The sequence below is a fragment of the Phyllobacterium pellucidum genome, from assembly GCF_013327855.1.
Taxonomy (GTDB): domain Bacteria; phylum Pseudomonadota; class Alphaproteobacteria; order Rhizobiales; family Rhizobiaceae; genus Phyllobacterium; species Phyllobacterium pellucidum.
Window position 1 is genome coordinate 279,296 of record NZ_JABUMX010000004.1, and the last position, 17,438, is coordinate 296,733.

General features: G+C 59.0%; 6 protein-coding genes. 1 reads left to right on the plus strand and 5 read right to left on the minus strand.

Translation table 11 applies throughout. The features are described 5' to 3' along the window. Positions 1-7: 7 nt before the first annotated feature. From HQ945_RS17925 to HQ945_RS17945, 5 genes are read right to left on the minus strand one after another with little or no spacing between them, the layout of a single operon-like run. Complete coding sequence (locus HQ945_RS17925) at positions 8-1,021, minus strand: ABC transporter permease (protein WP_027232300.1); 1,014 nt, start codon at positions 1,019-1,021, stop codon at positions 8-10. Next, positions 1,018-2,571, minus strand: coding sequence for a sugar ABC transporter ATP-binding protein (locus tag HQ945_RS17930; RefSeq protein ID WP_174208348.1), 1,554 nt, complete (start codon positions 2,569-2,571; stop codon positions 1,018-1,020). Before HQ945_RS17930 ends, HQ945_RS17925 begins: the two co-directional genes overlap by 4 nt. 34 nt (positions 2,572-2,605) lie before the next feature. Further along, positions 2,606-3,778 carry a Gfo/Idh/MocA family protein gene (locus HQ945_RS17935; protein WP_174208349.1) on the minus strand — a complete coding sequence of 391 codons (1,173 nt, stop codon included), beginning with the start codon at positions 3,776-3,778 and terminating at the stop codon, positions 2,606-2,608. Positions 3,779-3,788: 10 nt separating this feature from the next. Next, positions 3,789-4,844 (minus strand): sugar phosphate isomerase/epimerase family protein, encoded by a 1,056-nt coding sequence (locus HQ945_RS17940; protein ID WP_174208350.1) that lies wholly within the window; start codon positions 4,842-4,844, stop codon positions 3,789-3,791. Positions 4,845-4,870: 26 nt separating this feature from the next. Beyond that, positions 4,871-5,887: a LacI family DNA-binding transcriptional regulator gene (locus HQ945_RS17945; protein ID WP_174208377.1), complete on the minus strand. Its 1,017-nt coding sequence runs from the start codon at positions 5,885-5,887 to the stop codon at positions 4,871-4,873. Positions 5,888-8,302: 2,415 nt separating this feature from the next. Between HQ945_RS17945 and HQ945_RS22935 the strand changes: the two genes are divergently transcribed. Next, positions 8,303-17,230 (plus strand): peroxidase family protein, encoded by an 8,928-nt coding sequence (locus HQ945_RS22935; protein WP_281358769.1) that lies wholly within the window; start codon positions 8,303-8,305, stop codon positions 17,228-17,230. Positions 17,231-17,438 lie beyond the last annotated feature (208 nt).

Here is a 17,438-nt window from a genome sequence, read left to right on the forward strand (position 1 = left end):
GCCAGCGTCACGCCTTCTTCTTCTGCAGCGTGCGCTGCACCAGCATGGCGATGATGATGATCGTGCCCTGCACCGCACCGATCAGGTATTCACTGACAATGTTGGAGAGCACCATGATGTTGCCGACGACTTCCAGCATGAAGGCGCCGCAGATCGTTCCCCAGATGCGGCCGACGCCGCCGCGCAGCGCCGTACCGCCGATGACGACGGCAGTGATCGCCTGCAATTCCCACAGCATGCCCGTTGTCGTCGTCGCTGCGCCGAGACGCGGCACGTAGACGACGACCGCGATGGCGACGCAAATGCCCTGAAGAATATAGGTCATGGCGCGTACGCGGTTGACATGAATGCCCGAATAGCGCGCGACGTCTTCGTTCGAGCCGACAGCAATCACGTGGCGGCCAAAGGACGTCTTATAGAGAATGAAGGCGCCAAGAACTCCGACGATGATGATGATCCAGACCGGTATCGGCAGGCCGAGAAACACGCCGGTGTAGACGGGCCGGAACATGTTGCGCATCGCGATCGATTTCATGGCGATCGAGCCGCCATCCGCCAGCCACACGGTCACGGAGCGAAAGATCGCCATGGTGCCAAGCGTTACGATGAAGGGCTCGATCTTGCCGATGGTGATCACAGCACCATTGAGCAGACCCGCCAGCGCACCGACGCCGATGGCAACAACGACGCCTGCCGCAAGCATCGCCATGTCGCCATCGACCGCACCTGAATTCAGGAACAGGATCATGATGCCGGCGACGAGCGCCGCCATCGAGCCGACCGAAAGATCGAGCCCGCCCGCGGAAATCACGAAAGTCGCGCCAACGGCAATGATGGCGATGAATGACGAGCGCGTTAAGACATTGAGCAAGTTGTCGATCGAAAGGAAGTTCGGGTTGACGAGCGCGCCGAGGACGAACAGCGCCGCCAACGCCAGGAATGGCGCAACCGCCGTCTTGTCGAGATCCGCCAGTTTGCGGCCAAAACCGCGTGTGTCGGTGATTACCTTGGTGTCGCTCATGCGTTCCCCGCACTGTAAAGCTCTGCTTCGTTGATCTTGACGCCGGTGGCGTAGACGACGATCTCGTCTTCCGTCATCGCGTCGCCGGTAACCTCGCCGACAATGCGCGACGAACGCATGACGAGAATGCGGTGGCAGATGCCGATGAGTTCCTGCATTTCGGAGGATATGACGACGACGGATTTGCCTGCCTTCGCGAGATCGGCAATGAACCTGTAGATCTGTTCCTTGGTGCCGATGTCGATACCGCGCGTCGGCTCATCAATGATGACGATGCTCGGCTCAAGCAGCATCATCTTGGCAAGGAGCAGTTTCTGCTGGTTGCCGCCTGAAAGCTGTCCAGCAAGAAGGTCGCGCCGGCGCGCCCTGATGTCGAAATCAGCGATTGCCTTGTCGAGGCTCTTGTCCTCGCGCTTGCGCTCGATGAGCGGCCCGTTGGTAAATTTGCCGAGCGTCGCCAACGTCAGGTTGGTGCGCAGGTCTTGGGCCAGCAAGAGGCCTTTGCCCTTGCGATCTTCACTCAGGTATACGATGCCCGCTGACATGCTGTCGCGCACGCTGTGAAACTTGACCGGCTTGCCATTGAGTTTGACCTCGCCATGGGCAGTGCGCAGGCCGACAAGACCCTCGAACAATTCCGTGCGCCCGGCGCCGATCAGGCCTGCGAAGCCGAGGATTTCACCCTTGCGCAAGACAAAGCTCGCATCGCTGGCATAGCCCGGCACCTCAAAATTCTTTACCTCGAGAACGTTTTGCCGAGTCGCAGTCTCCTCGCGTTCGGGATAGAGCTTCGACATGTCGCGCCCGACCATGAGGCGCGCCATGTCGACTGGCTGCAGTTCGGCCGCATGGCGGGTTGCAATCAGCTTGCCGTCGCGCAACACGGTGATGCGGTCGGCGATTGCCGCGACTTCCGGCAGGCGATGCGAGATATAGAGCACGGCGACGCCCTTGTCGCGCAGATCGCGGATGACGTTGAGCAGGGCTTCCGTCTCGAAGGGCGTCAGCGAGGCAGTGGGTTCGTCGAAGATGACGACACGATGCGGCACCTGCAGGGCGCGCGCGATCTGGACCAACTGGCGGCGGGCAATCGATAGCCGCGCAATCTGCGTCGTCGGCTCAATTTCTGCACCGAGGCTGCGCACCGCTTCTGCGGACTGACGGTTCATTTCGCGGTCGTTGACCATCAGACCGCGCTTCAGTTCCCGGCCCATGAAGATGTTCTGGGCAACCGTCAAATCCGGCGCGAGCAAAATCTCCTGGTGGACGAGCACGAGGCCGCGGTGTTCTGCATCTACGGGACCGTTGAATATGACGGGCTCTCCGTCAATCGCCACCGTTCCACGCGTCGGCGCAAGGTGGCCGCTCAGGAGCTTCATCAGGGTCGACTTGCCGGCGCCATTCTCGCCGATGATGGCATGCACCTCGCCCGGCATGACCGACAGGGTTATATCGGTCAGGACCTCGACCGGGCCGAATGCCTTGGCGATGCCACGCGCCTCGAGGACGGGGAGCAAAGTGCTGGTCTCTCCTGTGGGTGCCACGCTCATGATTGGCACCTCCCTCTGTCCTGCCGATTGCCCATCACAACTTCGTCCAGACGCCGCCGGCTTTCGACGATTTCACCGCGGCTTCGATGAATTCCATGCCTATGAGACCATCTTCCACGGTTGGGAACACCACATCCTTTGGCGCCTTCTTGCCGGTGCGCGCAGCGATGATCGCCTGCGCCGCCTCGCTGTAAATATTGGCGAAACCTTCCAGATAGCCTTCAGGATGGCCACTTGGCACGCGCGTCAGGCGCGCCGCCTCGGGCGAAGCCCCCGCCCCGCCCCGGGTCAGCAACTGCTTGGGCTTGCCGAATGGCGTGTACCAGAGATAGTTCGGGTCGGCCTGGGTCCATTCGAGACCGCCCTTGGTGCCGTAGACGCGCAGCTTGAGCCCGTTTTCGTTGCCGGGCGCCACCTGGCTTGCCCAGATCATGCCCTTTGCTCCACCGTCAAAGCGGAGCAGGATTTGCACGTCATCGTCGAGCACCCTGCCCTCGCCGAAACTGGTCAACTCGGCACATAGCTGCTTGAGCTTCAGCCCCGAAACGAAACAGGCAAGGTTATACGCGTGCGTGCCGATATCGCCGATGGCTCCGCCAGCACCCGAGCGTTTCGGATCGACGCGCCATTCGGCCTGCTTGGAACCCGTGGCCTCGGTCTTTTCAGTCATCCAGTCCTGCGGATACTCAGCTTGCACCACGCGCAGGTCGCCGAGCAGACCCTTTGCCACCATGGCCCGCGCCTGTCGGATCATCGGGTACCCGGTGTAATTGTGGGTGAGGATGAACAGCTTGCCGCTCTTGCCGGCAAGCGAGACCAGTTCCTTGGCTTCCTTCACCGTCGTCGTTAGCGGCTTGTCGCAGATGACATGAATGCCGGCCTTCAGGAATGCCTTGGCGGCTGGAGCGTGCATGTGGTTGGGCGTGACGATGGAAACCGCCTCTATGCCGTCCGGCCGCTTGGCCTCCTCCTTGGCCATATCCTCGAAGGAGGTATAGGCGCGGTCCTCGGCGATGCCGATCTCGCGTGCCGACGCCTTGGCTCGTTCCGGATCGGACGATAGGGCGCCGGCGACCAGCTCATATTGATCGTCGATACGCAAGGCGATGCGGTGCACCGCCCCTATAAAGGCGCCTTGCCCGCCGCCGACCATGCCGATGCGAATGCGGCGTGACGGCGGCTTTTCCTTCGATGCTCCGATGACCATCTCGTTCCCCTTACTTCAAGCCAAGTATGCGGCGATTTGCGGCCTCATCGGTGCCGGCTCCGGCAAAGTCGTCGAACGCGCGTTCGGTCACACGGATGAGATGCGCATTAATGAACTCGGCGCCCTCGCGTGCACCATCCTCGGGGTGCTTCAGCGCGCATTCCCATTCCAGAACAGCCCAGCCATCAAAATCATGGGCGGTCAATTTCGAGAACACCGCGCCAAAATCCACCTGACCGTCGCCCAGCGAACGGAAGCGACCGGCGCGGTTGACCCATGATTGGAACCCACCATAGACACCCTGGCGTCCCGTCGGATTGAACTCTGCATCCTTGACGTGGAACGCCTTGATCCGCTCGTGATAGATGTCGATGTAGTCGAGATAGTCGAGCTGCTGCAGTACGAAATGCGAGGGATCGTAGAGCAGATTGGCACGCGTATGATTGTTCACGCGCTCCAGAAACATTTCGTAGCTTATGCCGTCATGGAGATCCTCCGAAGGATGAATTTCATAGGCGGCGTCGATACCCTGCTCGTCGAGATAGTTGAGGATGGGGGTCCAGCGTTTGGCAAGTTCATCGAACGCTGTTTCGACCAGACCGGCCGGACGCTGCGGAAACGGATAAATATACGGCCATGCAAGGGCGCCGGAGAAGGTCGGCATGGATTTCAGGCCGAGATGTTTTGACGCCCGCGCAGCGCGCTTCAATTGATCAACCGCCCATTCCTGACGCGCCTTGGGATTGCCATGCACTTCCGGTGCTGCAAAGCCATCCATCATTTCGTCATAGGCGGGATGAACCGCCACGAGCTGCCCCTGAAGATGGGTGGCAAGCTCGGTGATGGTCAGGCCATGCGCCGCCGCAGTACCGGCGAGTTCGTCGCAATAATCCTTGGAATCCGACGCTTTCTTCAGGTCGATCAAGCGCGCATCCCAAGCCGGAATCTGTACCCCTTTATAACCGAGGGATGCGGCCCATCCGCAGATGGCATCGAAGGAATTGAACGGCGCCGCATCGCCCGCGAACTGTGCGAGAAAAATGGCTGGTCCCTTGATCGTCTTCATGAATTCCTCCCTTAAGTCTCCTGCCGTCAGGGCATGTTGTCCCTGAGAAAAATATCGATGCGAATGTGCTCTTGCCCCGGAACGATGGGGCGTCCCTCGCGCAGCGCCGTCAGGATGCGTGCGGTGCTGCGCGCCATATGGCCTGCATCCTGGTTGATAAGCGCATCGACGGTGCCACGCACCAGATGCCGCCGCGTCGAGGGCGTCAGTTCGTGGGCAACGAAAATCACGTCGGAGACGTGGCCGCTTGCCTCAAGCGCCTTGATCACGCCCGCCTGTCCGCCGCCGGCATTATAGATTGCGACAAGATCCGAATGGTCCTTCAAAAGCGCGCCTGCCGCCGCTTCGACGCGGGCGTTCTCGTCGCGGGCTTCGCGCACCGGCAATACTTCGAGGTTCGGGTACTCGCGTGAAATGATCTGCTCAAAGCCAAACTGGCGTTCGATGTGATCGCGCAGGGCGAGCGACCCCGCGATCATGCCGACTTTGCCCTCGCGCGGCCCGACAAAGCGGCCAATGAGCGAGGCTGCCGTGCGACCGGCAGCAAAATTGTCGATCCCGACATAGTGGGCGCGGCGGGAATTCGGAACGTCCGATACGAGTGTCAGTACAACGACCCCGGAGTCAGCGAGCGCGTTGATCGCCTCGGTCACGGCCGGATGATCAAGCGCGACGACGGCGACGCCATCTATTCCGGAAGGAAGGCTTTCCAGCGCCGCTGCAACGGCGACGCCGTCAAAGGTATCGACATGCTCGATCGAAAGTCGCACGCGCTCCTGCAGCTGGCGCTCGCGGGTTGCGCGAAACTCAGCGTCGAGGTTCTGCATGAATTCGTTTTCGCCGGTCGGCAAGATGATGCGGAAGTCGTAGTCACGCACGCGTGCAAGGCGCGAGGCATGTGGGTCCGACAGGAAACCAAGCTGTTTTATGGCCGCATTGACGCGCTCGATGGTGCGTGCATGCACGCCCATCCTCCCGTTCACGACGCGATCAACCGTTGCGAGACTTACACCGGCTTCTCGGGCGACGTCTTCAAGCGTCATTTTCCCCACGAGAATTCTCCTCCGGCTAAAGTCTTAGATCAACCCATTGAGGTGTGCAACTCTTTTTGACTTGTTTTGATGGACTGTTTGATGTGTCCACAGCGTTGCAAATATCAAACGACACATAATATAGTAACCTCCCCAATGCGTACCTCAAACGACAAGACAGCCAGCCGCATCTCCAAATGAGCTGTTAAAATCGTCTCGGGGTTGCCACTCAGAAGTTAGCGCAAAGGTGAGCCACTTTGCCGTACGGAGCGCCGCAGCCCGGATCGGTTCTTATCCGTGATACTAGAATCGGAAGCCGTCAGGCATGCCGTCCAACATGCATCTGCGATTAATCACGCAGAAACTAGCAAAATATGATAGGGAATTAGGAATTAGAATTCCACCGGTGACATCGTAAAGATCATCGAAGCCAGCGCACGACCGAGAAATTCCTTAGCCGAAAGGTTTGCACTTCAGCGATGACTCACGGCTTAAGGGCGCTTCGTTCAACTCGCTGGAAGATGGGGCTTTTCTACGTCAGCGATGGCATTCACAGCCAGGTAGATCCAGTGGACCGACTTCACGGCCAGGCGCCAAATCGCCTGCAATCCGAAGAATCAATGCCGCGCACTGGTGCTTTGATCATGGGAAGTAATCGCAGCGGCCGCATGGGGTGCCAACGGACCCACACACGAGCGGATGCATACATCCAACAGATGCGGCATGAAATATCGTTGCGCCGGCGGCGATGTCGGACAATCGTTAGGTTGCCCAACTGATGACCGAGAGACTACAATGGCAAAACCCTCTTCGCGAGAAACCAGCGAACCAACGGGCGACTACATCATCTACGTAACAGAAGCATATAGCCTCAACTCAGATTGGATGCCGACCGCCCGCTATTATTCTGGGACCGTCTTGTTCGAGGCACAGAGCGGCAAAATACACTTCACTCATGTGAAACGCGCCACGCTGAAACTAAGAATGGTGCATTTCTGCATTCCTGACAATCCAACTGCCGACGCTAAAGCTCGGGCTGCCGAACACAAGCGCTATGTTCGCGCGTTGGAACTGTATCGGGAGTACTATAGGCGTACAGGCAGCGTTACGAACTCCTTCGCGAGACGGACCGGTCTCTGCCCTATCTGCCCGAGGTCTCAGCGCTCAAGCTTGCTCGATGAAGGCGCATTGTTGCCCGTCTGGAACGGGGCCGATCGCAGACAGTCCGCTGCTAGAATACTCGACGCGAAAGCGGACATTTGGTGATGAAACTCTTTGGCCACGGCATGCGCGACGCGAAGGAGATCGCCGTGACAGCGGTCCAGCAAGAGACACATGTTTCTGACATCGGCGCCGAGCGGGGTAGCAAGCTTAATTAGTACAATTGATGGCTCGCATTGGCTTCAGTCTGCCCGGAGGGCGAAGACCGCTAATACAATTCCGACGCATATCACCATCAGAGCAATGGCAATGAGGATTGGATGCTCCATAATGGGCATCGTTATCCGAAAACCGGTCGGTAGTCCACGCGAAGTCTGCTATTTTTGCATCCAAAGGAGAAACGAACGATGAGCCAAAATGCCGAATTATTGGCGGAGATCGACAGACGGGCATAACGCCCGAAGGCTGCTGATCTCAATATCCGCCATGTGTCGAAAGAAGTGGAGGACATTCACACGCAGTTCCCACACCGCTGTGAGGAGTATATCAAGAGAAGCTCGAAGAAGCGTTGCGAAAGAACAGAATGGGGAGGAATCGCGAGTAAAAGCACCTTTCCGCTGTTCGCCGGATCAATGGGCGTCGGGCCTTTACATGACGCTCCGCCACACAGTGAAAAATATCTATGCCCCTGCCGGACAGGGCTTGATGTATCGGTTTCAAAATCTCACGAAGTTCGTTCCAAGTAATCATAGTGCCATAGATCAAGCATATTTCTGATCATTTCCGTGCATACTCATATACACAACTAATTATCATCCCCATTCGCCTGTGTTTACTGCGAGAGCTGCGGATAGACCGGATTCGGTTCGCCCTCTTGCCACTGGGTGATGACCAGCTCGGAATCGACAGGACGGACTTCCAGGATAAACAAGCCGGTCCGAATTACATCTCCCACCTTACGTTGGTCTAGGTTTCCGCCGCTTAGAGCGCCGCATTGGATCACTAGCTCGTGCCTTTAGTCCTAATTCTCTTGGGACCTAAGTGTTTTTAAAGTCGCAGGACCTTCAGAACTATCAAGCTGTCCTGCGCCTCGCCATCATCCGACCATCGAAACTCGTGCCAATCATGTTGACAATCCCGAGCGAATAGCAGGGGCGGTCAAGAAGAACCAGATCACGGGACAACGCAACAAGCGTCCGCATAAGCGGTGCGGTCAGAATACGCCATCATGGCGATTTCTGCAGGGGTTAAAGGGAGACTAACAAAATGGTAAACTATATCCGTTCCGATCTGGACTTCATTCTCGAGCAGATCAAGATCGCCGAAAAGCACGCCGCATACGTTGCCAATCCCAATGATCCGAACGCTGCGCCGCTCTTCGGTGTGGGCATTGCCGGCCAAGTTGGGTCCGTTCCAGCCTATACACTTAGCCTGGGGCTGCGGACCGTCGACGGTTCTTACAACAACCTGTTGCCAGGACAAGAAACGTGGGGCTCTGCAGACCTGCCGTTCCCGGAATTGCTTGATCCTGCATATCGCAATGCTGATGGCACCCTGTTCGATCCCGATGGTCCCGGGCCGGCTCCGGCGATGCCGACGTCCCCCAACTATAATCCGTCGAACAACCCCAATTCGCTGGTATTCGACTCCAGCCTGCGCACGATCTCCAACCTGATCGTTGATCAGACGCTCGGCAACCCCGCGGCTATCATCAAGGGTTTGCAGGTGGGCGGCTTAGTCGCCGCGGACCTTGCTAATGTGGCTCTCGTGCAGAATATTTATGCCGCCTACAAGCCTTTTGCTGATGCAGAATACCAGGCGCGCGTTGTCATGGAGAACGCAAAATCAGCTGCCAACGCCCTCAGCGACGGCGATCCGCTCACGCCGCCGAGTGCCGCCGAACAGGCGGCTCTCGATGCGCTGGCAACGGCGACGGCTGCGCACGATGTCACCGTAACCGATCTTGAAGCGGCGAGCGTCGTTCGCGATACCGCACTTGAGCCGTTCGGCATCGCCATGGATGGCGAGAACGTCCAGATCACCAACGTCTCGCCCGACGTCGGCCTGTCGGCTCCGTTCAATTCCTGGTTCACCCTATTCGGCCAGTTCTTCGATCACGGCCTTGACCTTGTAAACAAAGGCGGCAGTGGCACGGTGTTCATTCCGCTACAGCCCGATGACCCACTATACGTTGAGGGCAGTCACACCAACTTCATGGTGCTGACGCGCGCTACGGTGGGCCCTGGTGCCGATGGCGTTATGGGAACGGCCGACGACACGCGTCCAGTCAACACCACGACGCCTTTCGTCGATCAAAACCAGACCTATACTTCGCACGCCTCCCATCAGGTTTTCTTGCGTCAATACGCAATGGGCGCGGATGGCAAGCCGCACGCTACCGGCAACCTCATTGAAGGTGGTGGCGCGCAGCCGGGTGGTATGGCGACCTGGGCTGATGTCAAGGAACAAGCCAAGATGCTTGGCATTCTCCTGACCGACCAGGATGTTGGCGCTGTGCCTCTGCTGCGCACCGACGCCTATGGCAACTTCATCCCAAATGCCGCGGGCTTTGCCCAAATCATTACAGGCGTCGGGACCGATGGCATTCCCAATACTGCAGACGACATCGTTATCTCAGGCACGCTCGACGCGCCGGTGCCGCTGACGGGTGCAATTCGCATCAATGCGGCATTTCTGGCCGATATCGCCCATGACGCGGTTCCGAACGGCATTGCGGACGGCGACATCGAAATCGGCCTTCAGAACCCCGGCAACAACCCGGCCGTCTATGATAACGAATTGCTTGATGCGCACTTCATCGCTGGCGACGGCCGCGTGAACGAAAACATCGGTCTCACCGCCGTGCATCACATTTTCCACTCCGAACATAACCGGCTTGCCCAGCATACCAAGGAAGTGGTGCTCGCCAGCAAGGATATGGCATTTATCAATGAGTGGCTCGACGTCGACCTGACGCAGACGCAGGTCGATGCCATCCCGACGGACCCGATTGCTCTTGCAGCTTATGCCGACACCCTGACCTGGGATGGCGAACGGTTGTTTCAGGCCGCCAAGTTCGGCACGGAAATGCAGTACCAGCATACCGTGTTCGAGGATTTTGCCCGCAAGATTCAACCCAATATCGATTTCTTCGTGGTGCCTGACGGCTATCACGCCGACATCAACCCGGCCATCGTCGCCGAGTTCGCTCACGTGGTTTACCGCTTCGGCCATTCCATGCTGACCGAGCAGATCGACAGGCTCGATGCCTCGTTCACCAATGATCAGATCAGCCTTATTCAGGGTTTCCTCAATCCGATCGAGTTCGACTCAGGCCACACCATCGCCGACGGCATTGCTGCGGGCGACATCATCCGCGGCATGACGCGCCAGGTCGGCAATGAGATCGACGAGTTCGTCACCAGTGCGCTGCGCAACAACCTGCTCGGCCTGCCCCTCGACTTGGCAACCATCAATCTGGCGCGTGGCCGGGATACCGGCGTGCCCTCGCTGAACGCCGCTCGCCGCGATTTCTACGAGGCAAGCTCGCATGCGCCTGAACTCAAGCCCTACGATAGTTGGGTGGAGTTTGCCGGTAATCTCAAGAATGAAGCCTCCGTCATTAACTTCATGGCGGCTTATGGCCTCCATTCTTCCATCACCGGCGAAACGACGATCGAAGGCAAACGCGATGCCGCCATGCTGCTGATCTTCGGCGACATGGATATCGACGGCGATGGCATTGTCGACCTTGCGCCCGCTGACCGCCTGGATTTCCTCAACGGCACCGGCGCCTGGGCCAATGTCAACGGCATCACCACAACCGGTTTGGACAATATCGACCTGTGGATCGGCGGTCTCGCGGAAAAGATCCTGCCGTTTGGCGGCATGCTCGGTTCGACCTTCAACTTCGTGTTCGAAGTTCAGCTCGAACAACTTCAGGACGGCGACCGGTTCTACTACCTACAGCGCCTTGACGGCCTGCATCTGTTGTCTGAAATGGAAAATAACACTTTCGCCAAGATCATCAGCCTCAATGCCGACGCGGGCCACCTTCCTTCGGACGTGTTCTCAACCCCCGGCCTGATCCTGGAAGTAGACCGGACCAAGCAATGGAACCCCGGCCTCGGCGAAACCGCCGGCGCGGACGGCATACTGCTTGATGACCCGACCACGACGAATGTCGATGAATCTGCCGACAATCTCGGTAACGATCCGACTGGGGGCAGCATTTTGACCCCGCTGGTGATCCGCAACAATCCCGCCACCCCGGGTGCTGACACCAATTACCTGAAATATACCGGCACCGAACACGTTCTGCTTGGCGGCACCGATGGGGAAGATATCCTCATCGGCAGCGAAGGGGACGACACGCTGTATGCCGACGGTGGCAATGACCGGCTCGAAGGGGGCTCCGGTAACGACTCTTACTTCGGGGGCGACGGTGACGACATCATCAGCGATCTGTTCGGCGACGACATCATCCGCTCCGGCGCGGGGCACGATGCGATCAATGCCGGGGCTGGCGTCGATCTGATCGTCGGTGACGCGGGGCAGGACTTCATCATCCTGGGCGCCGACTTGCTCGACGAAGCCTTTGGCGGCGTCGGCAATGACTTCGTGCTCGGCAGCAAGACCACCGAGCAGACGCTGGGCGGAGAAGGCGACGACTGGATCGAGGTGGGAGCGTGGACCGGCGCGGTCGGCGACGATTTCGACGACCAGTTCCAAGCCGACGCGGTCAAGGGGCATGACGTGTTCCATGGCGACGGCGGCTTTGACGAGTTCATCGGCGAAGGCGGCGACGATATCTGGTTCGGCAGTCTCGGCCGTGGCAAGTTCGACGGCATGTCCGGCTATGACTGGACTACTTATGCCGACATGAACTTCCCTGTCGACGTCGATCTCGCGCGGCAGATCCTCCCCGGCGTACCGGTGCTTCCAGCCAATGTGGCGCTGGATACCTTTACCCAAGTGGAAGGTGCCTCGGGCTCCAAATTCGCCGACGTGATCCGCGGCACCGACGTGACCGCCGCAGATGTGCCGACCGAAGGCTTCCGTGGCAGTGCACTCGACGCCGAAGGCCTCGCCCTGATCGACGGGCTCCAGCAACTGCTGGTCGGCGCGGGCGCGACCTCGTTCGATGCCGAGGGCAGCTTCGTCGGCGGTAATATCTTGCTCGGCGGCGACGGCAGCGACCTCATCGAAGGCCGCGGCGGCGATGACATCATCGATGGCGACAAATGGCTGCGGGTGCGCATCGCTGTGATGTCCACCTTCGACGCCAATGGTCCGACCGGCAACACGGTGCTTAGTTACCATGACTCAATGAAGACGCTGGTTTCGCAGGTTATGTCCGGAACTATCAATCCCGGCCAGCTCAAGATCGTCCGCGATATTGTCTCGACCGGAGATGCCACGCCTGACGTCGACACTGCCGTCTATTCGGACCTGCGTGCCAGTTATTCGTTCTCGGCCAATGCCGACGGCACGCTGGTGGTTTCCCATACCGGTGGCACCGCGCTTGACGGCACCGACATGCTGCGCAATATCGAACGGTTGCAGTTCAGCGATGGCACTGCAATCAACGTCATCGTGGGCACGCCGTTCAGCGACAACGGCCTTCCTCCGCAGGGTACCGGGCCATTGAACCAGCCCGCGCTCGACGGCACGGCACAGGACGACTTGATCATTGGCCTCGCCGGTGCCGACGTCCTCAACGGCAACGCTGGCAACGACATCCTTGTTGGTGGTGCCAACGGTACGGCGGCGACGACGACGACGACGACGTTTGCCGACAACTTCGAGCAGGGCAACAACAACAACAACAACGGCAACGCGAACTTCGCGTCGAACTGGGTTGAGGCCAATGACTCTGGTGGCACGACCAGTGGCCAGATCCGGATTGACGACGGCAACAATGTTCTTCGCTTCTACGGCGGCACGCCGGCTAACGATTACAATGGTGCGCAGATCACGCGGACCATGAACCTCTCTACCGCCTCAACTGCCACCATCACGTACTCGGCTAATCCGGACGGTCTCGACGCTGGCGAAACCGTAACGGTCCAGTTCGCGGCCAACGGCACGAACTTCGTAAACCTTCAGACGATCAGTGGTGACGGCAACGCAACCAACTATACCCATACCGTCACCGGTCCATTTGCGGCAAACGCGGCAATCCGCTTCGTGACCACGGCGATCAACGCGAACGGCGAAGGAGTCAGCATCGACGGCCTTGCCATCAGCTACTCGACAGTTGCTCAAGTCGCCGGCGTGGATACCCTCAACGGCGGACTCGGGGACGACACCTACTCGTTCAGCCTCGGTGACGGCAACGACACCATTAACGAAGCGGTTAACGCGTCCAGTGGTGGTACAGCGGATCGGATTTCGATCCTGGCGCCGACCACCGGCATCGATCCAGTGACTCTGTTGCCGATCATGACGATGACGGCGCTAAACGCCAATGACAGCAACACCGCGACGACCACCGGCGACCTGGTCATCAACTACGGACTGGCCGCGGGTAATTCGCAAACGATCACGGTGGCCGGCCATTTCAACGGTGCTAATGCTGAGACGGGTGTCGAACGCATCAACTTCAACGGGGCCACATACGAGGGCTACGCGCTGGGTGCCGAGGATTACCTGATCAACCGGGCGGACCCCAACAACACTACCCGCGTCGACCTGACCGGCTCGCTCGTCAACAATTTCGTGGCTGGCGAGAATGGCACCAATGACACCATCACCGGCGGCAGCGGCAATGACCTGATCTTCGGCGGCACCGGCAACAATACGCTGAACGGCGGACTTGGCGACGACCTTCTGGTTGGCGGCACTGGCACCGATACGCTGGATGGCGGCGCTGACCTCGACACCATGGTCGGCCTGGGCGGCAACGACACCTATATCGTCGATGATGTCGGCGATGTGGTGCTCGAAGCCCTCAATGCGGGCACCGACACGGTGGAAACCCTGCTGGCTGCGCTCTCTATCGAACTGATGGCCAATGTCGAAAACCTGACCTATACCGGCGTCGATGCCGACCAGTTCGTCGGTACCGGCAATGCGGGCAATAACGTAATCAGCGGCGGCGATCTTGCCGATACGCTGAGCGGTCTGGCCGGCAACGACACGCTGCAAGGCGGGCTCGGCGCCGACACGATGACCGGCGGCGACGGCAGCGACGTCTACTTCGTGGACGAAGTTGGCGATGTGGTGACGGAGACCTCCGCGCTGGTGACGGACATCGATCGGGTGGAATCCGACGTGACCTTCGTGCTCGGGGCCAATATCGAAAACCTCGACCTCAACGGCGCCAATGCCGACATCAACGGTACGGGTAACGCTCTCAACAATATCATCAATGGCAACGACGGCATTAACCAGTTGTTCGGCGGTGGCGGTAACGATACCCTTGCCGGCAATGACGGCAATGACCTGCTCGACGGCGGCGAGGGTAATGACATCCTCAATGGCGGCGACGACAACGACACCATTATCGGTGGTGCCGGCAACGACACCATTGACGTCGGCAACGGTTTCAACACCATCGTCTATAACGCTGCCGGTTTCGGTGCGGATACGATTGCAAGCTTCGATGCAGCTGGCGGAACTCCCGCAAGTCAGGACCGGATCGATCTCAGCGGGCTCGGGGTCACGGCGGCGAATTTTGCCCAACGTGTGTTCGAATCCACTTCTGGCGGTAACACGATCATTACAGTGCGTGAGAATGGAGCGGCCTCGGCGATCCAGGGCACGATCCAGATCAACGGCGTCACCAACGCCAATATCGATATCACGGACTTCACCCTGGCGGCAGCTGCACCTCCCGTGTTCGGCGTCGGCACTGCTGCCGCCAACACGATTACCGGCAACGCTGCTGCAAATACCATTAATGGCCTCGGGGGCAACGACACTTTGAGTGGTGCCGGCGGCGACGATGTCATCAACGGCGGCGAGGGTGCAGACGTCCTCAACGGCGGCGATGGCAACGACACGCTCAGTGGAGGAACAAATATTGCCGACGGCACCTATGCAGATACTTTCAGTGCCGTGGCTTACAACAACAATAACGGGACGCTCAACTTCGCTGGTAACTGGACAGAGACTGGCGACAACAACTCAGCGACGAATGGCGATATTTTTGTCACCAACAATCAACTGAGGTTTGCTGGAACGATCGACACCAATGATTTCATCCAGCGCTCGATCAATCTTACTGGAGCCACTGCACCGACCCTGTCCTTCAATTATCAGGGTAGCGCCACTGGCGAGACCATCGCTGTTGAAGCATTGAATGGCGGTACTTGGCAGTCTCTCGGGACGCTGGGAGGAGCAACCAGCGGCGCATTCGTCGCCGCACTTGATCCGGCCCACTCGGCTATTCGGTTCCGTACGACAAGCGGTTTTGATGCCGCCGAGACGTTCAATATCGACAATGTAACCGTAACTTTGGGTGCCAACAGCGGTGTCGACACCATCAACGGCGATGCCGGTGACGATACAATCATCTGGAACGCCAATGCGGCGGCTCCGTCCGACGGCCGTGACATCGTCAACGGTGGTACCGAAAACGCACTTGGCGATACGTTCACGATCAACGGCAACGCTAGCGCCGAAACATACCGCATCTACACACGGCTGGCAGCGACAGCCGCCGGCATAGCATCGGCGGCGACGGCCGAGATCGTCATCACACGTGCGGTTGGCGCCGGGCCTGCGGTAGTCATCGCTGAATTGGCGGAGATCGAGGAAATCCGCGTCAACGGCGCTGATCCTTCGGGTGCCACAGGAGCGGCCGGCGGGGACAACTTCGAGATCATCGGTGACTTCTCGGGTACTAGCCTGCGGCTCAACACCATCACCATCGATGGTGATGCAGGAGACGACAACATCGATATCACGTCACTCAGCTCGGCTCACCGCATTGTCTTCAAGTCCAATGGCGGTAATGACACTATCATCGGAACCCTGCGTCCGCAGGATGTGGTCGAGCTGCCAAATGGGGCCACCATTGCTGATTATGAGGTGACTATCGAAGACGGTGTCACAATAATGACCAGCGGTGAACATACGATCAAATTCACCGCCCCCGATGGGATGCCGCAGATTGGCAACGACCCGATCGACGATGAAGACGAAGACGACGAAGAAGAAACCGAACTCCCCGGCGGAAATGACGACGAGGAGGATGAGGACGAAGACGACGACAGCGACGATCATCACAATGGCGGTGGCGGCTCCTGTGATGATGATGACGACGATGCTCCGGCACCGGCATCAGACTCGAGCGGAACTGGCGCGCCGGTCATAGGGACAGCCAATGCAGATGTTCTGCTTGGAACGATCAACGGCGAGAACATCATAGCGCTTGGCGGCAATGATACGGTCGTTGGCGGGGGTGGCGCCGATGTCATTCGCGGCGATGAGGGCGATGACTTCATCAGTGCGGAAGGCGGCGATGATATCGCTTTCGGCGGTGCGGGAAGCGACGACATCCTCGGCGGAGCGGGTAACGACATGCTCTACGGCGATGCTGGATCAGACCGCATCTTCGGCGACGCCGGCAATGATCTGATCGATGCCGGGTCCGGCAACGATACTGCGCATGGCGGAGAAGGTAACGACATGTTCGTTGCCGCATCCGGCGACGGCGACGACACCTACTACGGTGACGCCGGCAGCGATACGCTCGACATGGCTGCAATCACAGCGAACCTCACAGTCGACCTTGGAACGGGCTTTGCGGGCCGGGGAAGTGCATCGAGCAGTCAATCAGGCAACGACACACTGTGGAACGTCGAGAATGTCGTGACTGGTTCCGGCAACGATACGATCACTGCAAGCAGCGCCGTCAATGTCATCGACGGTGGCGCGGGCAATGACACCTTCCGCTTCCTCTCTGCAGGGGATGCAGACGGAGATACGATCGCCGGCTTCCAGCCCGGAGACAAGATCGATCTTGGTGGTATCGATGCCAATGGCGGCGCGGCCGGGAACCAGTCCTTCACGCTGGTTGCAGGCTCGACACTGAGCGGTGCCGCACAACTGGTTGTCACGCATGAAACCCGCGAGGACGGCGAATATACGATCGTCCAGGGCAGCGTCGATGGCGATAGCGGGGCAGAGTTGCGCTTGAGCATCAAGGGCAACCACGACCTGACCAACTCGGACTTCCATCTGTAGTCCGAGAACCGACGGCGAGCCGCAACAACCGGCTCGCCGCCCTATACAAATATAAAAAAGGGGGCTTGAAATGCGTACTAGACTTTATTCTACCAACCCTGCGGGCAGCACAGCTCGCTTTGATCCCTTCAAGCGCCGCACCGCTGGCGCCGCCGGCGCCTCGGACGCGCGCAGCCCGACAAGGACGCTGCATCTGCCCTGGCTCCCT

Excerpts from the sequence above, each read along its gene's own strand:
- HQ945_RS17925 (WP_027232300.1), bottom strand. The coding sequence starts at position 1,021 with ATGAGCGACACCAAGGTAATCACCGACACACGCGGTTTTGGCCGCAAA.
- HQ945_RS17935 (WP_174208349.1), bottom strand. The coding sequence starts at position 3,778 with ATGGTCATCGGAGCATCGAAGGAAAAGCCGCCGTCACGCCGCATTCGC.
- HQ945_RS17930 (WP_174208348.1), bottom strand. The coding sequence starts at position 2,571 with ATGAGCGTGGCACCCACAGGAGAGACCAGCACTTTGCTCCCCGTCCTC.
- HQ945_RS22935 (WP_281358769.1), top strand. The coding sequence starts at position 8,303 with ATGGTAAACTATATCCGTTCCGATCTGGACTTCATTCTCGAGCAGATC.
- HQ945_RS17945 (WP_174208377.1), bottom strand. The coding sequence starts at position 5,887 with ATGACGCTTGAAGACGTCGCCCGAGAAGCCGGTGTAAGTCTCGCAACG.
- HQ945_RS17940 (WP_174208350.1), bottom strand. The coding sequence starts at position 4,844 with ATGAAGACGATCAAGGGACCAGCCATTTTTCTCGCACAGTTCGCGGGC.